Source organism: Castellaniella sp. GW247-6E4 (genome assembly GCF_040276065.1).
Lineage (GTDB): Bacteria > Pseudomonadota > Gammaproteobacteria > Burkholderiales > Burkholderiaceae_B > Castellaniella.
This window is the reverse complement of the sequence record NZ_JBELOI010000001.1, coordinates 636,179-659,117: the sequence shown is the minus strand read 5'-3', so window position 1 is coordinate 659,117 and position 22,939 is coordinate 636,179. Positions and strand designations below refer to the sequence as shown.

Sequence of the window (22,939 nt, the reverse complement as noted above, 5' to 3'; positions counted from 1 at the left end):
CGAAGCGGGGGCGAATGTGCCGGGGGTAACACTACAACTAAGCCCCAAAACACAGGTTTTTCGGCGCTTGGCCCCCTCGCGTTCACGGCGATAATGGCCGCCATCGTCCGCCAATTCTTGCTGCACCCCGTATGCACACCATTCAGTACCTCGAGTCCAAGCCCCTGGATTTCCAGGCGTCTTCGCGCCCGCGCCAGGCATGAGCCCCATGACGGACTGGATGAACCGCTACCCCGCCCTGGCGCGCCTGGCCGTCCTTCCGCGACCCGTCCTGCTGGGTTTGGGCGCGAGCCTGATCGCCGTGGCCGTCGTCATGGCGCTCTGGCTGCGCGAGGCCGATTACCGCAGCCTGTTCACCAACCTCGAGGGCCGCGACGGCGGGGCAATCGTCTCGGTGCTGAACCAGCGTAACATCCCCTACAAGTTCGCCGACAACGGCACCACCATCCTGGTGCCCGCCGACCAGGTCTATGCCTTGCGCCTGCAACTGGCCGAACAGGGCCTGCCACGCGGCGGCAGCGTAGGCTTCGAGCTGCTCGACCAGCCGCGCTTCGGCGCGAGCCAGTTCACCGAGCAGGTAACCTACCAACGCGCCCTCGAGGGCGAACTCGCCCGCTCGATCGAAGGCATGCAACCCGTCAAGGCGGCCCGGGTGCACCTGGCCATCCCGCGCCAATCGCTATTCGTGCGCGACCGCGAGGCACCCACCGCTTCGGTGCTGTTGACCCTGTACCCGGGCCGTTCCCTGAGCGAGTCCCAGGTCTCGGCCATCGCCTGGCTGGTGTCCTCGAGCGTCCCCAAGCTGAATGCCGACGCCGTCTCGATCGTCGACCAGGACGGCCACCTGCTCTCGGCCCTGAGCGGCGAGGCCGGCGCGGACGGCACGCGGCGCAACCTGGTCGCCGACATCGAACAACGCACCGTGCAGCGCATCCTCACACTGCTCAACCCCATCGTGGGCGCCGGCAATGTGCGCGCCCAGGTCAGCGCCACCGTCGATTTCTCGCAGCGCGAGCAGACCTCAGAGGTCTACCGCCCGAACGAGACCCCGGGCGAGGCTGCCGTGCGCAGCAAACAAACCAGCGCCTCCCTGCAAAACGGCGCGCAACCGCCCCACGGTGTGCCCGGTGCGCTCTCCAACGAGCCTCCGCCCAATGCGACCGCCCCGATTCAGTCCGCGCCCGCGAACCCGGGCCAGACGCAAAACCCCGCCCCGGGCGCTGCGCAGGCGGGCAATCCGCCCCCGGCGCCGACGGCCGGGACAGCCGTCGGCGCACAAGCCGGCGCCGAGCGCGTGTCCTCGCGCAGCGATGCAACGATCAACTACGAGGTGGACCGCACCATCAGTCACATCAAGCACGAGCTCGGCATCTTGCAGCGCCTGTCGGTGGCGGTGGTGGTCAACTATCGGGAAAAGGATGGCGAGCCCGCGCCGCTCGAGTCCGCCGACATGGAAAACATTGATGCGCTGGTGCGACAGGCGATGGGCTTCTCGGCTGAACGCGGCGACACACTGAGCGTGGTCAACAGCGCCTTCACCGAAACCAAGGTGCAGACCCCGGTCTGGGAGAACCCCGCCTACCAAGGATACGCCATGCAGTTGCTCAAGGTCCTGCTCTACCTGGCGCTGGCGTTCTTTCTGTGGCGCTCGGTACTCAAGCCCATCATCCATGGGTTTGCCAACGCGCAGGTCGAGCGCGCCAAGCAGGACGCCCGTCAGCAGGCGGTCCGCGACCACCAACGCATGGCCGAGCAGCGCGCCTCCGAGATCAGCCGCTATGAGGACAACCTCGACACTGCGCGCACCATGGCACAAAAGGACCCGCGCGCCGTCGCCATGGTGTTGCGTTCCTGGATGAGCAAGAATGAAAAACCCTGATAACGACATGACCCGCTGTGCGGTCCTCATGATGTCGATCGGCGAGGATGCCGCCGCCGAGGTTTTCAGGTACCTGTCCGCGCGCGAGGTGCAGCAGATCGGCGCGGCGATGGCCAATCTCAGGCAGGTCACGCGCGCGGATGTCGATGGCATCCTCGAGGAATTCCGGCGCGAGGCCGACCAGTTCATGGCCGTCACCCTGGGCTCGGACGAGTACATCCGTTCAGTGCTGACCAAGGCGCTGGGCACGGACCGGGCCGCCGGCCTGATCGAGGACATTCTCGAGGCCGGCGAAGGCGCGGGCTCGGGCATCGACGCCCTGAACTGGCTCGAGCCGACGAACGTGGCCGAGCTGATCATGGACGAGCATCCCCAGATCATCGCCACCATCCTGGTGCACCTCGAGCGCGACCGCGCTTCGGCCGTCCTCAACCTGCTGCCCGAGCGCCTGCGCCACGATGTGATGATGCGCATCGCCACCTTTGGCGGCGTCCAGCCCTCGGCCCTGCACGAACTCACCGACGTCTTGAACTCGGTGCTCTCGGGCCAGGGGGCCAAGCGCTCCAAGATGGGCGGGGTGCGCACCGCTGCCGAGATCCTCAACTTCATGTCCTCCGCCGAGGAAGAGGCCGTCGTCGGCAACCTGCGCGAGATCGACCCGGACCTGGCCCAGCGTATCGTCGACGAGATGTTCGTCTTCGACAACCTGGCCGACGTCGAGGATGTCGCCATCCAGGTCATCCTCAAGGAAATCGACACCGCCGCACTCACGATCGCCCTCAAGGGCGCAACCGACGAGCTGCGGGCCAAGTTCTTCAAAAACATGTCCAACCGCGCGGCCGAGATTCTGCGCGACGACCTCGAGGCCCAGGGTCCCGTGCGCATGTCGCGGGTCGAGACCGAACAAAAGGCCATCCTCATGGTGGCCCGCAAGCTGGCCGAATCCGGTCAGATCAACCTGACCACGGGCAATGACGAGTATGTCTAAATCCAGGCCTGATCTGGCCGCCCGGGCGGCCTGGCAACGCTGGGAGATGGACTCGCTCGAGACCCTCAAGCCGCGCGCCGCCAAGGCATCCGAGGCCGACGGCGCCACGGGCGACTGGCTGCGCCAGCGCGCCGAGGCCCTGGCGCAAGCCCGCGAGCGGGGCCTATCCAAGGGTTACGAGGCGGGATTCGAACAAGGGCGCCGCGAGGGACACGCTGAAGGACTGGCGCGCGGGCTGGAGGAAGGCCGCCGCGAGGGGCTCGAGACCGGCGAGCGCGACGGCCGGGCGCTGGGCCTGCGCACCGGGCACGACGAGGGCGCCGAGGCGGCACGCGAGCAGGCGCGCCGGCTCCTCTCGCTGACTGAATCCTGCGCCCGCTCGCTGGACACGCTCGAGGGCGAGGTGGGCCAGGCCCTGGTGTCACTGTCCGTGCGCATCGCCGAACAGGTCCTGCGCGCCAGCCTGCGCGACCACCCCAACCGGATCCTGGATCTCGTCGGCGAGGTCCTGCAGGCGCGATCCGCGCAGGACGCGGCCGTGCAATTGCGCTTGCATCCCGAGGATGTGAGCCTGCTGCGGGGATACTTCGACCAGGATCCGCAGGCCACCCCCCCACGCCTGATCGCCGACGAGCGCATCACGCGCGGCGGCTGCATCCTCGAGACCGCCCAGGGCGCGATCGACGCCACCCTCGAGACGCGCTGGCGGCGCGTGATCGCGGCGCTGGGGCAACCGCCGGGCGAGCCATGAGCGAATCCCCCGGCCTCCTGCTGCAAACCGCCGGCGCCCGCTGGCGCGCCCTGCTGCAAGCGGGCGAGCGGCGGGTCGGCGCACGGCAGCCCTGGCGCGCCAACGGACGGATCACGCGCGCCACCGGCCTGGTGCTCGAGGCTACCGGACTGCAACTGGCCGTCGGGGCCGCCTGCCGGATCCAGATCTCGCCGGGCGGCGACCAATGGGCCGACGCCGAGGTCGTGGGCTTTCATGCACAAACGCTTTATCTCATGCCGCAAAGCGACATCACCGGCCTGCCGCCCGGCGCCCGGGTGGTGCCGGCCGAAACCCTGCTGCTCGACCCGCCGGCGCTACCCACGCACGCCTGGCAGGATGCCCCGGTGGCGCCGACCGATCAGTCCCGCCGGCTGCCGGTCGGCAGCGCCCTCCTGGGACGGGTGCTGGACGGCGCCGGCCGACCGCTGGATGGCCACCCCCTGCCCCCGGGCCTGGACATGGCGCCGCTGACGGCGCGGCTCATCAACCCCCTGACGCGGGCACCGGTCGATACGGTCCTGGATGTGGGCGTGCGCGCGATCAACGGCCTGTTGACCGTCGGCCGCGGCCAGCGCATGGGCCTGTTCGCCGGGTCGGGCGTGGGCAAGAGCGTGCTGTTGGGGATGATGGCGCGCTATACACAGGCCGACGTGATCGTGGTGGGCCTGATCGGCGAACGTGGCCGCGAGGTCAAGGAATTCATCGAACACAACCTGGGCGCCGACGGCCTGGCGCGGTCCGTGGTGGTGGCCGCACCCGCCGACGTCTCGCCGCTGCTGCGCATGCAGGGCGCGGTCTACGCGACGCGCCTGGCGGAATATTTTCGCGACCAGGGCCGGCACGTGCTGTTGATCATGGACTCCCTGACGCGCTACGCCATGGCACAACGCGAGATCGCCCTGGCGATCGGCGAGCCCCCGGCCACCAAGGGCTACCCGCCCTCGGTGTTCGCGAAACTGCCGGCCCTGGTCGAGCGCGCGGGCAATGGCGCGCCCTCGGCCGCGCACGCCGCGGGCTCGATCACCGCGTTCTACACGGTACTGACCGAGGGCGACGACCAGCAGGATCCGATCGCCGATTCGGCGCGCGCCATCCTGGACGGCCACATCGTGCTGTCGCGCAGCCTGGCAGAGGCGGGCCACTATCCCGCCATCGACATCGAAGCCTCGATCTCGCGCGTCATGTCGGCCATCGTGCCGCCCGAGCAATTCCGCCTGGTCCATCAGTTCAAGCGCATGCTGTCGCGCTATCAGCGCAACCACGACCTGATCGCCGTCGGCGCGTACACCCCCGGCAATGATCCGGAAATCGATCGGGCGATCGAGCGCTATCCCTGGCTCGAGGGATACCTGCAGCAAGGCATCGAGGCCCGCGTCGATTACGCCGGCGCCGCCGGAGCACTGGCAAGCGTCATGGACCAGGAGGCGGGCCATGGCCAATGAGCGCGCGCCGCTGGCGATGCTGATCGAGCTGTCCCGCAACAAAGTCGAGGACGCGGGCCGGCTGCTCGCCGAGCTCAGCACCCAGCGCCGCCAGGCCCAGGGACAGCTCGATACGCTGGACGGCTATCGCGGCGATTATGCCAAACGCCTGCAAGCCAGCACCCACGACGGGGTATCGGCCTCGAATTACCACAACTTTAGGCGGTTTATCGCCACTTTGGACGAGGCCATTAGCCAGCAAAATAAGATCATCGCCCAGATCGACACCCGTCTCGATGCCGGGCGCCAGCAATGGACCGCCGAAAAGCGTCGGCTCAGTTCCTACGAGGCCCTCAAGGCCCGCCAGGACCGCCAGGCCCAGTCCCGCGAGCAACGCCTCGAGCAGCGCATCAGCGACGAACTGTCGGCCGGCCTGCACCGACGCGCGCGGCGTCCCCATTGATTCGGAAACCAGCGATGAACGTGCCCCTGATCCCTGCCGCCCCATCCGGCACCCCGTCCCCCGGCCCCGCCGGGCGCGGGGCGGATGCCGCCGGTCTCGCCCCATTCTCCGACACTCTCTCGCACCGCCGCGAGGCGCTCCACGGTGCCGACCGTGCGGCGCGGGCCGCCGGCGCCCCCTCCCGCCGGGACGCGGCCCCGTCTGGCCGAGGGGACCAGCATCCCCCGACGCCCGAGGAAACCCTCGCCTTGCTGGCAGCGGGCGCCGGCCTGCCGCTGATGGCCACGGCGACGACGCCAGGCGAGGGCACGCCTGGCCCGGACAAGGATTCCGGCCCCCTGGTCGCGTCGTCCGTCGGCGCGGCAACGCAAGCCGTGCGCGCGTGGCCGGCCGGCGAGCGTGTCGACACGCACGCGACCATCACCGATCCGATGGCCGCCGCCGCGGACGCTCCCGATGAAACCGCGGTGCGTGCCGCCGCGCGCGCGCAACCGACGGGCCCCGCGGGCGCCACCCGCGACGCGCGCGCAATCATCGCCGACGCGGCGACCAGCCCCGTCCCGGCGCGGCGCGACGGTGCGCAAGCGCCCGATCCCGCCGCGGCCAGCAGCCCGCAAGCCACGGTGCGCGGCGGCGCCCCTTCCGCGACCGTGGCCACCGAGGGCCTTGTCGGCACGACGCCGGCAACGGCCGCGTCCGCCGCCCGCATCCTCCAGGAACCCTCCGCCCACGCGCCGGGCGGAGGACTCGAGCCCACGATGCCGTTCGCGGCGAATCCGCCCCTGGCGGCCCTTTCCGGCGCGCAGGCGGCCAATGCGGGCGCCATCGCGCCCGCCTCGCCCGCGGTGGCGACGCCCCTGGGCGACCCGGCCTGGCCCATGGACTTCAGCCGCCAGATCCTCACGCTGGTCCATGACGGCCGCGGCGGCGCGCAAACGGCCGAGCTGCGCCTCAACCCGCCCGATCTGGGGCCGGTGCGCATCGTGCTGCACCTCAGCGACTCAGTGGCGCAGGCTCTGTTCGTCTCGCCGCATGCACCCGTGCGCCACGCCCTGGAAAACGCGCTGCCCCAGCTCCAGCAACAACTGGCCCAGGCCGGCCTGTCGCTGGGCCAGGCAGACGTGAGCGACCAGCAGCCCGGCCAGCAGGCCTTCGCCCAGGCCGACGCGCAGGGTCGTGGCGAGCCGGGCGCCATGACTTTCACGCTGGGCGGCGCGTCCCCGCTGCCGGCCACGCCCGCGCCACCGGAGGCCGCCACCCAGCGCCGCGCCGGCCGCGTGCCAGACGCTCTGGTGGATACCTTTGCCTAATACCCGTCCCTCCACATCCATGCGGGACGGCCATGCTTTTCCTGCCGTTCGGTATCCAGCGCGCGCTCCCGCCCATTATTCACTCGCTCGCCCGGAATCATGCTCAGGCTCTTGAAACTCGTTCTCATGCTGGTCATCGTCGTGGGTGCCACCATCGGCGCCACGATGCTGTTCATATCCAGGCAGGGCGGCGAGTCATCGGCCGCGGCCGGCGCCGTGACGACCGAGCCGCCGCCGGCACCGATCTTCGCCGAGCTCGCGCCCTTCACCGTCACGCTGTACGGCGAATCACGCAACCGCATCCTGTATGCGGGCGTCACACTGCGCCTGGCCGACCAGGCCTCGCGCAAGATCATCGAGGACTACATGCCCGAGGTGCGTGACCGCGCCCTCAAGGTGCTGTCCAGCCAGGACATCGCGCGCGTCCAATCGCCCGAAGGCCAGCAGGTCCTGGCCGACGCGCTGCGGGCCGCCCTCACGCGGCCGTTCACGCCACAACCGGCGGGGCCGCGGATCGACGATGTCCTGTTCACCGCCTTCGTGGTGCAGTAATGCCATACCAAAGCCTGCTATCACAGGACGAAGTCGATGCCCTACTCGCCGGAGTCACCGGCGAGGAATCGGCATCCACCGAATCGCCTGCCGACGAGCAGGGCGGGGTGCGAGCCTACGACCTGACCTCGCCGGACCGCATCGTGCGCCACCGGATGCAGACGCTGGAATTGATCAACGAGCGTTTCGCGCGCCGGCTGCGCGCGATGTTCTTCAGCTTCATGCGGCGCAACGCGGACATCACCGTCAATGCGATCCGCATCCAGAAATACTCCGAATTCGAGCGCAATCTGCCGGTCCCCAGCAACCTGAACATGGTGGCCATGAAGCCCCTGCGCGGCGCCTCGCTGTTCACTTTTGATCCCAACCTGGTGTTTCTGGTGATCGACAGCCTGTTCGGCGGCCATGGACGCTACAGCACCCGCGTCGAGGGGCGCGACTTCACCGTCACCGAACAGCGCATCATCCAGCGCCTGCTCGGCCTGACCCTCGAGTGCTATGGCCAGGCCTGGAGCAACGTCTATCCGATCGAGTTCGAGTACATCCGCTCTGAAATGCACACCAAGTTCGCCAGCATCAGCAGCGGCAACGACATCGTGGTGGTCTCGTCATTCAACATCGAGCTGGGTAGCGCCGGCGGCAAACTCAATATCTGCCTGCCGTACTCGATGATCGAGCCCGTGCGCGACCTGCTCACCCGTCCGCTGCAGCAAGCCGCCTCGGACTCGATCGACCGGCGCTGGACGCAGCAGCTCTCGCGCGAGGTGCGCAGCGCCGAGGTCCAGTTGACGGCCGAATTCGCCCGGCTCGAGACCTCCATCGGCGAGTTGCTGCGGCTACGCGTCGGCGACGTGCTGCCGATCGACGTCTCGCCCAGGATCACCGCCAGCGCCGGCGGGGTGCCGGTGCTGGAATGCGGCTACGGCACCTTCAACGACCGCTACGCCTTGCGGGTGAACAAGGTCCTGGCGCCCCTTCCCGAACAATTCCCGCCATCAGACACAAGACAATGACCGAACCCAGCGATAAGGACACGCAGGACCCGATCCTGCCCGCCTCTCAAAGCACCACCGACGACGACTGGGCCGCGGCCTTGGCCGAGCAGCAATCCGCCCACGACCAGCCCACCCAGGCTGCCGGCCTGTCGCACGACGACGACTGGGCCGCGGCTCTGGCCGAGCAGACCGCGGCCTCTGCGCCCCGTCCGGCGGCCGCCCAGGTGTTCCAGCCCCTGACAAACCAGGGCGCGGGCGCCGACAGCGACATCGACATGATCATGGACATCCCGGTTCAGCTCTCGGTCGAGCTGGGCCGCACGCGCCTGACAATCAAGAACATCCTGCAACTGGGCCAAGGCTCGGTGGTCGAGCTCGATGGACTGGCCGGCGAGCCCATGGACATCTACGTCAATGGCTATCTGATCGCCCAGGGCGAAGTCGTGGCCGTCGAGGACAAGTACGGGATCCGCATCACTGACATCATCACCCCGTCGGACCGCATCGCGCGGCTCAACAACCGCCGTTAGGCCGGACGCATGAACCAGCCCGATCTCCTGCGCGTCACGGTCAGCCTGCTGCTGATCGTCGGACTATTGCTCGCGCTCGCCTGGGCGGCACGGCGCGGGGGCTGGCTGCGCACGGTCGCCGGCCGCGGCGGCCTCAAAGTCTCGGCCACGCAGCGTCTGGGCGCGCGCGCCTCGCTGGCCATCGTCGAGGTCGAGGACGCCCGCCTGGTCCTAGGCGTCACCGCCCAGCAGATCACCCTCCTGCACACTCTGCCACCCGCCGGCGCGGACGCCGCGGCCGGCCCGGCCCGGGCGTTCTCCGACACGCTCGGCCAGGCGATCTCGAGGCATTGATGGTCATCCCGGCGGGTTCATCGCGGCGCTTCGCGGCGGGGCGACCCCTGCCGATGCCCTGGTGGCCGTGGCTGCTGACCGGCACCCTGCTGGCCGTCCTCTGGCCGGGCGCGGCCTTTGCACAAGCCACCCTGCCCGCCCTCACCATCACCCCCGGCGCCGACGGCACCCAGACCTGGTCGCTGAGCATCCAGACGCTGGTCATGCTGACCATGCTGTCATTCCTGCCGGCCGCCCTGCTGATGATGACGGGCTTCACCCGCATCATCATCGTGCTCGGGCTGCTGCGCAACGCGCTGGGCACCGGCGTGTCCCCGCCCAACTCGGTGTTGGTGGGGTTGGCGCTATTCCTGACCTTTTTCACCATGTCGCCGGTGTTCGATCAGATCTACGACCAGGCCTACCAGCCCCTGAGCCACGACGAGATCACGTTCGAACAGGCGATCGACCGTGGCGCCGGGCCGCTGCGCGCCTTCATGCTGCGCCAGACTCGCGAGGCCGACCTGGCCATGTTCGCCGAGATGGCCGACGCGGGCTCGCTCGAGTCCGCGCAGGCGGTGCCCATGCGCGTGCTGGTCCCCGCCTTTGTCACCAGTGAACTCAAGACCGCATTCCAGATCGGCTTCACGATCTTTATCCCCTTCCTGATCATCGATCTGGTGGTCGCCAGCCTCCTGATGGCGTTGGGGATGATGATGGTTCCCCCGGTCACGATCTCGCTGCCTTTCAAGCTCATGTTGTTCGTGCTGGCCGATGGCTGGCACCTGCTGCTGGGCTCGCTCGCCCGCAGCTTCTATCAATAAGAGGCCACCCATGACGCCGGAAACCGTGATGTCCATGACCTACCAGGCGCTACGGGTGGCCCTGTCCATGGCTGGGCCGCTGCTGCTCGTGACCCTGCTGGTCGGTCTGGTGATCAGCATCTTCCAGGCCGCGACGCAGATCAACGAGATGACGCTGTCGTTCATCCCCAAGCTGCTGGCGGTGGGCGCCACCCTTGTGCTGCTGGGCCCGTGGCTGATCAGCACGATGGTCGACTATATTCGCACGTTGCTCGACTCGATCCCGGGCCTGGCCGGCTGACGCCGGCCCCCGCGAACGACGCCGGCAGGCCATGATCCAGTTCACCGCCGACCAGCTCTACGCCTGGATCAACGGTTTTCTGTGGCCGCTGTTCCGGATCGCGGGCCTGGTGGCGATGGCGCCGATCTTTGGCGAATCCTCGATTCCGGTCCGGCTCAAGATCGGATTGTCGATCCTCTGCACCCTGGTGGCCGCGCCGCTGCTGGGCCCCATACCCGAGATTCCCGCCGGATCCTTCCAGGGCCTGCTGATCGCCGCCCAGCAAGTCCTGATCGGCGTCGCACTGGGCCTGTGCATGCGGCTGATTTTCACCGCCACCATGATGGCGGGCGAATTCGTGGGCCTGCAGATGGGCCTGGCCTTCGCCTCGTTCTTCGATCCCGCCACGGGCGCCAATACCGCGGTCCTTTCGCGCCTGCTCAACCTGCTGGCCATGTTGGTGTTCCTCGCCTTCGACGGCCATCTGCTGATGCTCGATGGCTTGGTGCGCACCTTCGAGATTCTGCCCGTGGGCGCCGCGCTCCATCCCAATGGCTGGGGCGCGCTGCTGGAATGGAGCGGGCAGCTCTGGATATCGGGCATGCTGCTCGCCCTGCCGCTGATCATCGTGCTGCTGACCATCAACCTCGCGCTGGGCATTCTCAACCGCACGGCGCAGCAACTATCGGTGTTCGCGGTGGGCTTTCCCATCACGCTGACGACCGGCCTCGTGGTGCTGGCGGTGGTCCTGCCGCAAACCTCGGGGTTCCTGTCACGGTTGTTCGAGGATGGCTACCAGGCCATGGCACGGATCGCGCGCGGCCTCGCCGGCCTGTAGGCCCCCGGACTCAGGCCCCCGAACGGCCGATGGGATAGCTCACGCCGGGCGTATAGCGTGTGCCCTCGGGCAGCAGCGGCTGCGGCGCGTCGACGGCTTGCGGCACAGCCCGACCCTCAGACGCGCCGAGCCCGGCAGCGACGGAATCCGCGCTCGCCGGATCGGCGGCCTGCCCATTCGCGGCGGGCGCCGCCGCCCGCTGCCGCGTCGCGGCCTCGGCTGCCTCCTGATCGGCCTGAGCCTGTGTCCGCGGCCGGAAAGTGCTGGGGATGTTGACGGTATTTTCCATGCGCTGAAAGGTGCCGTCCGGCCCGAAGCGCAGCCAGGCCTCCTGGCGAAAATACACGGCGTCCGTGGCCGCGCTGCCCTTGTAGCCCCAGCGCGCCAACACCGTGTCGCCCTGCTGCCAGGTCTGATCGGGCAACGCCCCCAAGGCATCGGCGGCCTGCGCCAGCGTGGTGCGCCCGATCACGATGCGCTCGAGCCCGCCGACGTTGAACGTCTGTCCGGTAAAGGTGCAGGCGGCCAACAGCAGCGGCGCCAGCAGCACCAAGGCCGCGCGGCGGGCGCGGTGGCCCATGGAATGCGATGGAAGGGCTGTTCTCAGAATTCTTGCCATGCTTTCTCGCAAACGATGATCGGCTCGACGCGCCGCGCGCGCCGTTGGGCAGAATAGGCTCGCCCACTGATGACGCAGGGTCCCGGCAGCGATCGAATGACGTGGAGCCGCCACGGGGAACCGCCTGTCGGCCGGATCACTTGCCCCCGATATTGAACAGGCTCAGTCCCTGGATAGTCTGGAACGCGAGCGACGCCCCCTCGAGCGCCATCTTGCGCAGATTGAGCTTCATCGTGGCGTCGTAATAGTCCAAGTCCTCGAGGCGCTGCAAATCCTTGGCGTAGCCCAGCTTACGCTGCTCGCCGACATCGTTCATGGCCTCCAGCTCGTTCATGCGCGCGCCGATCGAGGAGCGTACCGTGAGGACGTTGTCGTAGCCCGAGGACAATTGCTGCATGGCGGTGTTGAGCATATTGCCCAGGCCGGCCTGGACGCTGGCATCGCCCGCCGTAGGGGCTTCGAGGGCGGCGACCAGCTTGTCCAGGGTGTCGAAGAGATTGAAGGCCTGGTCGTGCCGCATGGGGGTGACGGTAAAAACGTCACCCGCCGCGGGTACGCCCGAGATCTGGACCTGGGTGCCGCTGGATGTCGGCGCCGCCGGGCTATTGCCATCGCCGCGAGGCAGGTCAAGCACGGTGGCGCCGGGCGTGAAGGGTTGGTCTGTGAACGTTTCCGTCACCGGCCCCGTCGCAGGCGAATGGTCGGTCACCACGATGTCGTAGGTCGTCGCGCTGGTGAAGGTGATCTTGAATTCCAGGCGCGAATCGGCATTGCCCAGCGTATGGTCGACGACCGTGGGCGCGCCGAGTATCGCAGTGCCATCGCCGCCCGCGGCCAATTGCCGGGTGGAATAGGCCAGCGTGCCGGGCTGGGCACGTTCGAATACATCGCTGCCGACGTCGCCCCCCGCGATCCGTCGGGTCTGGTCGGCCTGGATCTGCCGCTGCAGGGTGTCGCCCAGATAGGTGCCGTCCTCGGCATAGGCCCGCGTCAGCCCCTGGGATCCCGAGAACACATATTGCCCATTGCCGTCGGTGGTGTTGGCGATGGCGAGCATGGCGTCGCGCGCGCCGCGCAAGGCCGTCGCCAGAGTGCCGCGGTCGGCATCGGACAAGGCGCCGCCGCCCGCCTCGACGACGCGCGTACGCACGTCCTGCAGCAACAGGGTCAGCGAGCCCAGCGCGTCCTCCTCGGTGCCCAGGTTGCGCAAGGCCACGGCGCGGTTTTCCGCGAAACGCTGGTTCAGGGATTGCGACTGGGCGATGTTGATCGACTGCGTGGCCGCCAGCGGATCATCGGCCGGCGTCACCATGCGCTGTCCCGAGCCGATCTGCTGGTACAAGTGCATCAAGTCGGCCTGCTGGGTGCCGATGGTCTTGAGGCCGGTGTTGAATAATAGGTTGGTGCTGATGCGCATGCCCTTAATCCTCGAGTCGTGTTGCCGGCGCCTAGCTGCGCAGGCTCAGGAGCGTGTCGAACAGCGTCGAGCTGACGTCGATCAAGCGCGAGGCCGCGCGGAATTGTTCCTGGTATTGGTTCAGGTTCATGTATTCCTCGTTCAGGTTCACGCCCGAGAGCGCCTGCTGGGCGGAGTAATTCTGCTGGATCAGCGTCTCCTGCGCCTTTTGCGCCGTGGAATTCTGCTGGGTCAGCACGCCGACCTTGTTCACGATCTGGGCATAGGCCTCGTTCAGGCTCATGGCCCCGTTGCCCAGGACCTTGCGGGTCTGCAACGCCGCCCATTCGAGGGCGATATCGCCATTGGCCGAGCCGGCGCCCACGTTCGGCGTCGCGGGCACGCCGTCGTGATCCACCCCGCCGGCCGCCGCGATCCGCGCCGGGTCATCGAGCGCGACCGCCAGGCTGGCGGCCGCATCCCGCGTGGGCTGGATCAGCCAACCGTCGCCGGGCGCAGCCCCCGCCATACCCGAGACATCCACCTCAAGGCCGTCAAAGGACAAAATCCCGTTCCCCACCGCAAGCACGGCGCCGTCCGACACCCGGGTCACGACGTAGCTCGCGCCGTCATACGACACCCGATAGTCCTGCGCCGTCAATTGGTCGGGATTCACGAAGCGGACGGCGGGATCCATGTCCACGGCATTGCCCTCGCCGCGGATCACCTTGGGAGCGGCGAGCGCGAAGAAATCGCCGCCCTGCGCCCCCGTCAGATCGTAGCCCCGTCCGTGAATCTCGTTGACGGCCATCGCCAGGCCCACCGCCAGCCGGCCAAGGTCGTTCTGGACGGTGTCGAGGGCCTCGCGCCGGAAGCTCAGCAGCCCACCGAGCGTGCCGCCTGTGATCAGGCTATCGCTCAGTTCGACGGCAGTGCTGCCGCCCACGCCGTTCGGAATGGAATAGTTGACGGCAAGGCGCGAAGGATCGGAGGCGGACGGCCGCACATCCAGATGAAACACCGAATCGCCGCCCAACAGGACCTGGCCGTTGGCCACCGTGATGTTGACCCGATCGTCCTGCTCGAAAATCTGGACATCGACGATTTGGCTCAGCTCGGCCACGAGTTGGTCGCGCTGGTCGAACAGGTCGTTGGGCGGCTGGCCGGGCGCGACGGCCTTGGCGGTCGAGATCTGGCGGTTCAGGTCCTGGATGCGGTCCAGGATGCTGTTGACCTGAGTCACTGTGGTGCGGACCTGGGTGTTGATATTCGAGCGCTGCTCGTCCAGGAAGGCGTTGGCGTTCTTGATCTGGGTGACCAGGCTGTTGGCCCGCCCGAGCAGCTCCTGGCGCGCCGCGCTGTCGGCCGGCGCAGTCGCCACCGCCTGCACGCCGTCGAAGAAGGCCTGGATGGCCGGCGTGATGCCGACGGTGCGATCGGCCAGCAGATTATTGACCTGGCTGATCTGATCGCCATAAGTGGCGAGTGCCGCACCCCTGGTGCGGGACTCGGCGAGTTGGGAATACAGGAAGCTGTCATAGGCGCGCTGCACGCTGACGGCCTGCACGCCCCGACCCACCCAGCCGGCCGCCGTCTGCCCGGCGCCCGCGGACTGGACCATGACGCGTTGGCGGTTGTAGCCCTCGGTCGCGCTGTTGTTGATGTTGTGGCCAGCGGTCTGGAGACGGCTTTGCGCCACCAGAATGCCTGCCTTTCCTAAATTCGCCAGATTCATAGCAATCCCACGTGTAGCGCGCGCCGCACGGACGCACGCATGGTCTATCGACCCCTTGGGCCGATTAACGGCCGGCGCGGCCCGGTGTTTAGACCGCCGCATCCCTACCCCCTCGCCCGCCGCGCCGAACCCGGGCCGCGCCCCAATGAGACGCGACGCTAGCGCGCGTTGAAATACCCCATGATCGAGATCAGCTTGTCGGCATACGAGGGGTCGGTGGCGTAGCCCGCCGCCTGGACCCGCCGCGCCGCCTCCTCGGCCGAGGGCGCGCTCAGCACCTCGCTGTAGCGCGCGCTGCCCCCGATCAGCCGGGCATAATCGGCAAAGGATTCGGCATAGGAGCCATAGGCCCGGAAGGGTTCGCTGACCTTGCGGGCCACACCGTCCTCATATTCGGTGGTCGTCGCGTACACCACGTCGCCCTTCCAGCCACCCGTCGCCTTGATGCCGAACAGGTTGTGGCTGCTGGAGCCATCGGGGCGCGCAATTTCGCGCTGGCCCCATCCGGACTCCAGGGCGGCCTGGCTGAGGATGAGTTTCGCGGGCACCCCGCTCTGGGCGGCGGCGTAATCGGCCGCGGCGGCCATCTTGTCGACGAATTCGCGGATGTGGCCCGGAGCGCCGCGGATGGCGCCGGACACTTTTTCCCCGACGTGGCCGCGGCTGAGCAAGTCGATCAGGGCCGTAATGGAATCGGCCACCTCGCGACGGCCCTCGCCGATGCGCGAACGCAGGCCCGGCAGGCGCGAGGCCGCGGCCTCGGGCGCGCGGGACGAGGGCTCCAGCCGGCCGGCCTCGGCCCCTCCGCGCATCTGCGTCAGCAGCGCCTGCGCCAGGCCCAGGCCGGGATCGGCCATGCCCAGGGCGGCCTGCTCGTCGCCCAGGCTTTGCGCCATGCGCACGCCGGGGGAATCCAGCAGGCCGGGGGTCATTTCAGAGGTCTGGCGCGCCTGCTTGAGCAGCATCTGGATGAACATGGCCTCGAATTGGCGAGCCACGGCCTCCTGCTGTCCGGCCGGTGCCTCGGCGCCTGCGGCCACTCCCCGCCGAAGGCGGTTCAAGCCGCTGAAGTCCAGGGCCGAGGGCTGGGCGGCGTCGCCGGGGCGCGGGGTATGAGTGACGAATCCCATGGCCGCCCTCAAATGACCTCGAGGTCGGCGCGCAGGGCGCCGGCGCTCTTGAGATTCTGCAAGATGGACAGCAGGTCCTGCGGTGTCGCACCCAGGGCGTTAAGCGCGCGCACCACATCGGCCAGATTGGCGCTGGTGGTGACACGCTGAACCGTCCCCGCCTCACTGCGCATCTCGATCTGCGTGTTCTCGGTGACCACGGTCTCGCCGCCGCCAAACGGCGTGGTCGGCTGGCTGACCTGCTGCTGCGGACTGATCACGATCGACAGGTTGCCATAGGCGATAGCGGCCTCCTCGATGGTCACCGTGCGATTCATGACGACCGAGCCCGTGCGCGCATTGATGACCACGCGCGCGCGTGCCGGCGGCAAGGCCACCTGCAGATTTTCCACCTGGGACAGGAACGCAGTCTGACGCTGCGGATCGACGGGAGCGATCAGCTCGATGGTGCGCGCGTTCAAGGCCTGGGCCGTCTGGCCCCCGAACTTGCGGTTCAAGGCGGCGACCACGCTTTGGGCGATGCCGAAATCGCTGGAATTGAGCTCGAGGCGGACCCTGCCGTCTTGAGCGTAGGTGGTGGGCACGCCGCGCTCGACGATGGCGCCGTCGGGGATGATGCCGCCATTGAGTTGATTGACCTGCACGCTGGCGCCGCCTTGCGAGACGCCCGCCCCGCCCACCAGCAGGTTGCCCTGCGCCAGGGCGTAGACCTGACCGTTGGCCCCCTTGAGCGGTGTCATGAGCAGGGTGCCGCCGCGCAGGCTCTTGGCATTGCCCATGGAGGACACCACGACATCCAGAGTCTGGCCCGGCTGGGTGAACGCAGGCATGCGCGTCGTGACGATGACCGCGGCGACGTTCTTGACCTGCATATTGGTGCCTTGAGGCACGGTCACCCCGAGCTGCGAGAGCATATTGGTCAGACTCTGCTGGGTGAAAGGCGTCTGGCGCACCTGGTCGCCGCTGCCGTCCAGGCCGACCACCAAGCCGTAGCCGATGAGCTGGTTTTCGCGCACGCCCTGAAAGGACGCCAGATCCTTGACGCGGTCAGCCCACGCGGCGCCCGAAGCCAGCAGCGCGCCCAGGCACAGGGTGGCGAAACCGCGCGCGATGCGGCGTGCCGAAGCGTCGAGAAAGGTCGTGAACTCGGCCATGGCGTCAGAACGGGGCAATGTTGAGGAAGAAGCGCTGCAACCAGCCCATGGTCTGGACCTCGTCCATCACGCCCTTGCTGCGATATTCGATGCGCGCATCGGCCACTTGGGTGGAAGACACGGTATTGCTGCCGGTGATCGAGCGCGGATCGACGACACCCGAAAAACGCACGTACTCGCTGCCGCGGTTGATGGCAATCTGTTTTTCGCCGGCGATTTGCAGGTTGCCGTTGGGCAGCACGCCGATGACGGTGGTGGTCAAGGTCCCGGAAAATACATTGGTGGCGCTGCTGGAGCCCTTGCCCTGGGACTGGTTGCCGCTGCCCACCTCGAAATTCTGCTTGGGGCCGAGGTCGGTGGGCAGGATCGCGGGGGCCAGGGCAATATCCATGGAGGCGCTGCCTTTGCGATTGGTGCTGGTATCCACGCTCTTGGCGGCATTGGTCTTTTCCTGGATCATCACGGTGACAATATCACCCACGTTGCGCGGCCGCCGATCCTCGAACAGGGGATAGTTGCCATAGGCCGTGGGCTGATAGATCGAGCCGTTGGCCTGGGCCGCGGGCGGGATGGGCGGCGGGGGCGGCGCCGTGAGCGGGCCGGTGACAACGGGCTCGGGCGGCACCAGCGCACAACCGGACAGGGCGAGGGCCCACACGGCCACCCACGCCCCCACCCCACGACGCAATCCCTTCATCGGCATCCCGCTTACAACTGCGTCAGGCGCGCCAGCATCTGGTCGGACGTCTGCACCGCCTTGCTGTTCATTTCGAAGGCGCGCTGGGTGGTGATCATCTTGACCAGTTCCTCGGCCACGTTCACGTTCGACGTCTCGACGAAGTTCTGCAACAGCACGCCGGCCCCGTCCAGGCCGGGCTGCAGCAGGTTCGCCGGGCCCGAGGCGTCGGTCTCGAGGTAAAGATTTTCGCCCTGGCTTTGCAGGCCGGTGTTGTTGATGAAGGTGGCCAATTGCAATTGGCCCACCTGCACGTTCGTACCGGTCGCACCCGGCTGGGTGACCGACACCGTGCCGTCGCGCGCGATGGAGACCGTCAAGGCATTGTCCGGGATGTTGATGCCGGGCTGCACGGGATAGCCCCCGGCGGTCACCAGCATGCCGTTCTGATCGACCTGCAGGCTGCCATCGCGGGTATAGGCGAACGTCCCGTCGGGCAGCTCGACCTGCAGGAAGCCGCTGCCCTGGATGGCGACATCCAGGCTGTTGCCGGTTTCCTGGAGATTGCCCTGCGTATGGATGCGCTCGGTGGCCACGGTGCGCGCACCCGTGCCGATCTGCAGGCCGGAGGGCAACTGATTGGCCGCCCCGACCTGGGCGCCGGGCTGGCGCAGAGTCTGGTACATCAGGTCCTCGAACACGGCGCGGCTGCGCTTGAAGCCCGTGGTGTTGACGTTGGCCAGATTGTTGGAAATCACGTCCATGCTGGTCTGCTGGGTTTCCAGACCGGTCTTGGCGATCCACAGTGAACGAATCATGATGGTCTTGCCTGTCGAAGGGCAGCGGGATCAGCCCGCCGCCGAGAGTATTGAATTGCCGCGTTCTTCGTCGGTGTTGGCGCTCTGGATAACCTTCATCTGCATCTCGAACTGGCGTGCGTTGGCGATCATGGCCACCATGGCGAGGGCCGGATTGACATTGCTCTGTTCGACGAAGCCGGGGGTGATCTTCACCCCGGGATCGGCTGGGGCCGCCTGCCCTTGAGCCAGGCGAAACAGGCCGTCCCCGCCCCGCTGCAACTGGTCCGCGGGCGGATTGACGAGCTTCAATTGAGCGATCAACTGGATGTCGCGCGGGTTGTCGCCCGCGCCCAGGGCGCTGATCTGCCCATCGGTGGCGAAGGTGATGCTGCCGCGCTCGGGCACCTCGATGGCCTGCCCATCGACCGACAGCACCGGCAGGCCGGACTGGGTGACGAGCTGGTTTTGCGCATTGACGGCGAACTCGCCGGCCCGGGTATAGGCCTCGCCCTGGGGCGTGCGCACCGCGAACCAGCCCTCGCCGGCGATGGCCGCATCCAGCGCGTGGCCGGTCTCGGCCAGGGTGCCCTGGCGGAAATGACTGCCGGGCGTCGAGGCCACGGTGGCGACGCGCGTGGGCAGCTCGCCGGCCTGCGGCACCACCGGGACCGAACGGTAGATCGCGAGCTGCTCGCGAAACCCTGTCGTCGAGACATTGGCCATATTGTTGGAAATGACCGATTGTTGCTCGAGGATGCGGGCTGCGCCGTTGGCCGCGGTGTAGAGGATGCGATCCATGGTCCGCGACCGCCTAGCGCATGGTGATCAGCGTCTGCTGGATCTGATCTTGTGTCTTGATCGTCTGCGCGTTGGCCTGGTAGGTGCGCTGGGCGATGATCATATTGACCAGTTCCTGGCTGAGATCCACATTGGATTCCTCGATGGCCTGCCCTTTGATGGTGGCCAGGCCGTTGCTGCCCGGGCGCCCCATGATGGGCTGGCCGGAGGTGGCGGTCTCGGCCCAGGCGACCCCGCCCACCGACCGCAAACCTTGCAGGTTGTAGAAGTCGGCCAGCGCCAGCGTGCCGATCACCAGCTTTTTGCCATTGGTGTAGTTGGCCACGACCTCGCCATTCTCGCTGACCGAGGTGCTGGCGTATTCACCGGTGAATGAGCCATCGGCGATGAAATTCTGGGTATGGCTGCCGCCGAACTGCGTCGAGCCGGCGAAATCGACGTTGATGCTCAGCGGACCGGCCGGCGAGGCCGCGCCCCCCGGCGTGGCAAGCGTCACCGTGCTGCTGGACGGCACGCTGATCAGACGGCCGGCCGAATCGAAAGTCAGGATCGTCGAGCCGCCGCTGGTGGGTGCCTGGCCGTCGATGAGGAAGTTGACCTCCCAGACGCTGTTGCCGCCGGCGGCGGGGCGCTTGGTGTAGTACTGGGTCAGGCGATGCTCATTGCCCAGCGAGTCATACACCGTGATCGGCGTGGAGTTCGAGAACGAATCGGTGTTATTGGGATCGAAGGCAACCGCCGTCACCGGGGCGACGTAGGCCACGTTGTCGGTACCCGCCGGCAGCGTGCTAACGGGGGTGCCCGGCGACGAGAACGACACGCTCGCGCTCGCCTCGGCACCCGACTGATACTGGCCATTCGCCGGATACCCGGGATCGCCGGTATTGGCGACGGTCGTGCCGGCCGCGTCCTGGTACCACACGTAGCCGCCGGCACCATCATCCCGATAATAATGGGCGACGCCGTTCAGGTACACCGTACCCACCGCACCGGCAGGCACCACGCCGCCTGCCACGTTGCCGCCCGTCACCGGCAGCGGCACGTCGGGCACACCGCCCGTGAACGTGACGGGGGTGGCCGCCACGCTGGTGTCGGTCATGTATGTCCCTGCGGGGGGAATCGGGCCCGCCGTCGTGCCCGTGCTGTCGACCCAGGAATAGACGCCGCCGGTGATGCGATAGTGATAGGCCGTCGTCATCCCGTCGCGGGTCAGATCGATCCTACCGACGGTTTCGGGATTGGACGCATTGGGCACCACGGCATCGTTGGCGTCGAGGTTGACCTTGTTGGCGATGCTGCCGGTGGCCTCAGGCGCGAGGTTGCCCACCGGCACGGTCATGCCGATCAGGTTGGAGGTGCCTGCCGCATAGCCCATGAGCTGCTGCCCCTGGACGTTGACGATGCGGTTTTCCTTGTCGGCGAAAAACTCGCCGTTGCGGGTGTAGAACTGTTCACCGTTGGGGTTTTGCACGACAAAGAAACCTCGCGCGCCGTCGATCGCCATGTCGAACTGATTGCCGGTGGAGGTCACCGTCCCGGTGGTGAAGCGCTGGTTGACCGATGCGAGCTGCACACCCAGACCGACGCGCGAGTTGGCGAACACGTCGGCAAACGACGCGCTGCCGGCCTTGAAGCCCGCGGTGGCCGAGTTCGCGATGTTGTTGCCGATGACGTCCAGATTTTGCGCCGCGGCGTTCAAGCCGCTGAGACCTTGTCCGAAACCCATGTTCTACCTCGTCAGTGCGTGATTCGTTGAGCGATGACGGCGGCGGGCCGGATGGCCGCCACCGATACGGATTACATGATCTGCCGGATATCCAGCAGGGAAATCTTGCCCGCCAGGCCGAGATCCAGCCGCAGGCCCTCGGAGGTGTAGGCGACGCTGCCGACCGTGCCCGAGGTCAGCGCCTGCGCGGTCACAGGCTGGCCGTCGGCGTCCGCGGCCGCCACCTGGACACTGTAGGCGCCGTCGGCCACCGGGGCGCCGGCACTGTCCTTGCCATCCCACGTGAGGGGATAGACGCCGGCGTCCAAGGCGCCGAGATCGAGCTTGCGTATCAGGGCGCCGCTGGCGTCCACGATGGACACGGTGGTTTTGGACGAGCCCGAGATGAGGTCGATGCCGAACGGCGTGGCGGCCTTGATCGAGGGGTCGCCGGGATCGCTGCCCAGGGACACCTTCTGGCCAGGCACCAGGACCTGCTTGCCGATCAGGGCGGCGGCCTGCAGGGACTGGGACATGTCCATCTGGCCCGAGACCGCCAACAGGGTATTGTTCAACTGCTGGATGCCGTTGACCGTGGACAGTTGCGCGATCTGCGAGGTGACCTGGGCATTGTCCATGGGGTTGAGGGGATCCTGGTTCTGCAACTGCGTCACCAGCAGCGTCAGGAACCGGTCCTGCGTGTCGCCCATGAGGCTCTTGGTCTGGGCATTGGCCAGCGCGGCGGTATTCGAGGCGCTGGTGCCGGCGACAGTCGTCATGGTGCCTCCTTATTGGCCCAGGGTCAGGGTCTTGGCCATCAGGGTCTTGGCCGTGTTGATCACCTCGACATTCGCCTGGTACGAGCGCGAGGCCGAAATCATGTTCACCGTTTCGGCGACCACGTCGACATTGGGCAGGGTGACGTAGCCCTCGGCATTGGCCAGGGGGTTGCCCGGGTCGTAGCGCATGCGCGGCGGCGCGGCGCTTTCGATGACGCCAGAGACCCTGACGCCGCCAACGGCCTCCGAGCCCCCCTGCGGCGCCATCTGAAACACCACCTGGCGGGCGCGGTAGGGCTGGCCGTCGGGACCCACCGCGCTGTCGGCGTTGGCGATATTGCTGGCCGATACATTCATGCGCTGGGACTGGGCCGTGAGGGCCGATCCCGCGATCTGGAAGATACTGGTCGATGACATGACGAAATCCGGAATCCGTTTATTGCTGCATGGCCGCCAGCAGCGACTTGATGCGCCGGTCGATCAGCGTCAGGTCGGTCTGGTAGCGCATGGTGTTGTCGGCGAACTGGACGCGCTCTACATTCATGTCCACGGTGTTGCCGTCGATGCTGGGCTGGGTGGGCACGCGGTACAGTTCCTCGGCCGGCCCCGCGGTGTGCGCCTGGGCCGGGATGTGGCGCGCCGAGGTCAGCGTCAACCGGGTGTCGGGCAGCCGCATGCGCTCGTCCAGCGCGCCTCGCAACGACGCCGCGAAGTCGATGTCGCGTGCCTTGTAATGGGGGGTATCGGCATTGGCGATATTGGACGCCAGGACCTCTTGGCGCTGCTGTCGCAGCGAGAGGGCTGTTTGCTGGAATTCGAATTCCTTGCCGATGCGATCGATCATGGCGGTCCGGTTGAAGTATCCATTCGCGTGTGCCCGGCCCGGCCGCGACGCCACGCGCCCCGAAGGCCTTTTCACACGACACCATAATAAGTCGAGGGCGCGCCGCACAAACATCAAAACAAGCCGCTGTTTGTCGGCCAATTCGCCCGATGCCCGCGCC

The 22,939-nt window shown here is 67.5% G+C and carries 25 protein-coding genes; 13 read left to right on the top strand and 12 right to left on the bottom strand.

Features of this window, described 5'->3' with window-relative positions:
* The first annotated feature begins 199 nt into the window (after window positions 1-199).
* The 13 genes from fliF (at window position 200) to fliR (ending at window position 11,143) form a co-directional block, all read left to right on the top strand.
* Window positions 200-1,879, top strand: a complete 1,680-nt coding sequence (fliF, locus tag ABS761_RS03090) for a flagellar basal-body MS-ring/collar protein FliF (RefSeq protein ID WP_350406575.1) — start codon at window positions 200-202, stop codon at window positions 1,877-1,879.
* The gene (gene fliG, locus ABS761_RS03085) at window positions 1,866-2,867 is read left to right on the top strand and encodes a flagellar motor switch protein FliG (protein ID WP_350406574.1); all 1,002 of its coding nucleotides are present in this window, start codon (window positions 1,866-1,868) and stop codon (window positions 2,865-2,867) included. The genes fliF and fliG overlap by 14 nt, the downstream gene beginning before the upstream one ends.
* Entirely contained in the window at window positions 2,860-3,618 is a 759-nt protein-coding gene (locus ABS761_RS03080) for a flagellar assembly protein FliH (protein ID WP_350406573.1), read from the top strand. Before fliG ends, ABS761_RS03080 begins: the two co-directional genes overlap by 8 nt.
* Window positions 3,615-5,081: a flagellar protein export ATPase FliI gene (gene fliI, locus ABS761_RS03075; protein ID WP_350406572.1), complete on the top strand. Its 1,467-nt coding sequence runs from the start codon at window positions 3,615-3,617 to the stop codon at window positions 5,079-5,081. The genes ABS761_RS03080 and fliI overlap by 4 nt, the downstream gene beginning before the upstream one ends.
* Entirely contained in the window at window positions 5,071-5,523 is a 453-nt protein-coding gene (gene fliJ / locus ABS761_RS03070; protein ID WP_350406571.1) for a flagellar export protein FliJ, read from the top strand. Before fliI ends, fliJ begins: the two co-directional genes overlap by 11 nt.
* 14 nt (window positions 5,524-5,537) lie before the next feature.
* The gene (locus ABS761_RS03065; RefSeq protein WP_350406570.1) at window positions 5,538-6,833 is read left to right on the top strand and encodes a flagellar hook-length control protein FliK; all 1,296 of its coding nucleotides are present in this window, start codon (window positions 5,538-5,540) and stop codon (window positions 6,831-6,833) included.
* Between the two features lie 111 nt (window positions 6,834-6,944).
* Window positions 6,945-7,385, top strand: a complete 441-nt coding sequence (locus ABS761_RS03060) for a flagellar basal body-associated FliL family protein (protein WP_350406569.1) — start codon at window positions 6,945-6,947, stop codon at window positions 7,383-7,385.
* On the top strand, window positions 7,385-8,398 hold the full coding sequence (gene fliM, locus ABS761_RS03055) for a flagellar motor switch protein FliM (protein ID WP_350406568.1): 1,014 nt from the start codon (window positions 7,385-7,387) through the stop codon (window positions 8,396-8,398). Before ABS761_RS03060 ends, fliM begins: the two co-directional genes overlap by 1 nt.
* Entirely contained in the window at window positions 8,395-8,910 is a 516-nt protein-coding gene (gene fliN / locus ABS761_RS03050) for a flagellar motor switch protein FliN (RefSeq protein ID WP_350406567.1), read from the top strand. Before fliM ends, fliN begins: the two co-directional genes overlap by 4 nt.
* Before the next feature lie 9 nt (window positions 8,911-8,919).
* Window positions 8,920-9,243, top strand: a complete 324-nt coding sequence (gene fliO, locus ABS761_RS03045; RefSeq protein ID WP_350406566.1) for a flagellar biosynthetic protein FliO — start codon at window positions 8,920-8,922, stop codon at window positions 9,241-9,243.
* 53 nt (window positions 9,244-9,296) lie between these two features.
* Window positions 9,297-10,046, top strand: a complete 750-nt coding sequence (gene fliP / locus ABS761_RS03040) for a flagellar type III secretion system pore protein FliP (protein WP_350406622.1) — start codon at window positions 9,297-9,299, stop codon at window positions 10,044-10,046.
* Window positions 10,047-10,056: 10 nt separating this feature from the next.
* Window positions 10,057-10,326, top strand: a complete 270-nt coding sequence (fliQ, locus tag ABS761_RS03035; protein WP_350406565.1) for a flagellar biosynthesis protein FliQ — start codon at window positions 10,057-10,059, stop codon at window positions 10,324-10,326.
* Window positions 10,327-10,357: 31 nt separating this feature from the next.
* The gene (gene fliR / locus ABS761_RS03030; RefSeq protein WP_350406564.1) at window positions 10,358-11,143 is read left to right on the top strand and encodes a flagellar biosynthetic protein FliR; all 786 of its coding nucleotides are present in this window, start codon (window positions 10,358-10,360) and stop codon (window positions 11,141-11,143) included.
* A 10-nt stretch (window positions 11,144-11,153) separates the two neighbouring features.
* Here the strand turns inward: fliR and ABS761_RS03025 are convergent, their stop codons facing one another.
* The 12 genes from ABS761_RS03025 to flgB form a co-directional block, all read right to left on the bottom strand.
* Window positions 11,154-11,762 carry a hypothetical protein gene (locus tag ABS761_RS03025; protein ID WP_350406563.1) on the bottom strand — a complete coding sequence of 203 codons (609 nt, stop codon included), beginning with the start codon at window positions 11,760-11,762 and terminating at the stop codon, window positions 11,154-11,156.
* A gap of 136 nt (window positions 11,763-11,898) precedes the next feature.
* Window positions 11,899-13,179: a flagellar hook-associated protein FlgL gene (gene flgL, locus ABS761_RS03020; RefSeq protein ID WP_350406562.1), complete on the bottom strand. Its 1,281-nt coding sequence runs from the start codon at window positions 13,177-13,179 to the stop codon at window positions 11,899-11,901.
* A 31-nt stretch (window positions 13,180-13,210) separates the two neighbouring features.
* Entirely contained in the window at window positions 13,211-14,893 is a 1,683-nt protein-coding gene (flgK, locus tag ABS761_RS03015; RefSeq protein ID WP_350406561.1) for a flagellar hook-associated protein FlgK, read from the bottom strand.
* Window positions 14,894-15,051: 158 nt separating this feature from the next.
* Window positions 15,052-16,023 (bottom strand): flagellar assembly peptidoglycan hydrolase FlgJ, encoded by a 972-nt coding sequence (gene flgJ, locus ABS761_RS03010; RefSeq protein WP_350406560.1) that lies wholly within the window; start codon window positions 16,021-16,023, stop codon window positions 15,052-15,054.
* Between the two features lie 8 nt (window positions 16,024-16,031).
* The gene (locus ABS761_RS03005) at window positions 16,032-17,177 is read right to left on the bottom strand and encodes a flagellar basal body P-ring protein FlgI (protein ID WP_350406559.1); all 1,146 of its coding nucleotides are present in this window, start codon (window positions 17,175-17,177) and stop codon (window positions 16,032-16,034) included.
* A 4-nt stretch (window positions 17,178-17,181) separates the two neighbouring features.
* Window positions 17,182-17,880: a flagellar basal body L-ring protein FlgH gene (locus tag ABS761_RS03000; protein WP_350406558.1), complete on the bottom strand. Its 699-nt coding sequence runs from the start codon at window positions 17,878-17,880 to the stop codon at window positions 17,182-17,184.
* Between the two features lie 5 nt (window positions 17,881-17,885).
* Window positions 17,886-18,671: a flagellar basal-body rod protein FlgG gene (gene flgG, locus ABS761_RS02995; protein ID WP_350406557.1), complete on the bottom strand. Its 786-nt coding sequence runs from the start codon at window positions 18,669-18,671 to the stop codon at window positions 17,886-17,888.
* A gap of 30 nt (window positions 18,672-18,701) precedes the next feature.
* Window positions 18,702-19,451 carry a flagellar basal-body rod protein FlgF gene (flgF, locus tag ABS761_RS02990; RefSeq protein ID WP_350406556.1) on the bottom strand — a complete coding sequence of 250 codons (750 nt, stop codon included), beginning with the start codon at window positions 19,449-19,451 and terminating at the stop codon, window positions 18,702-18,704.
* Window positions 19,452-19,464: 13 nt separating this feature from the next.
* Window positions 19,465-21,177, bottom strand: coding sequence for a flagellar hook-basal body complex protein (locus ABS761_RS02985; RefSeq protein ID WP_350406555.1), 1,713 nt, complete (start codon window positions 21,175-21,177; stop codon window positions 19,465-19,467).
* 71 nt (window positions 21,178-21,248) lie between these two features.
* Window positions 21,249-21,935, bottom strand: a complete 687-nt coding sequence (locus ABS761_RS02980) for a flagellar hook capping FlgD N-terminal domain-containing protein (RefSeq protein WP_350406554.1) — start codon at window positions 21,933-21,935, stop codon at window positions 21,249-21,251.
* Between the two features lie 9 nt (window positions 21,936-21,944).
* A complete protein-coding gene (gene flgC, locus ABS761_RS02975; RefSeq protein WP_350406553.1) occupies window positions 21,945-22,352 on the bottom strand; it encodes a flagellar basal body rod protein FlgC in 408 nt (135 codons plus the stop codon).
* Window positions 22,353-22,371: 19 nt separating this feature from the next.
* Complete coding sequence (gene flgB / locus ABS761_RS02970; protein WP_350406552.1) at window positions 22,372-22,779, bottom strand: flagellar basal body rod protein FlgB; 408 nt, start codon at window positions 22,777-22,779, stop codon at window positions 22,372-22,374.
* Between the last annotated feature and the right edge of the window lie 160 nt (window positions 22,780-22,939).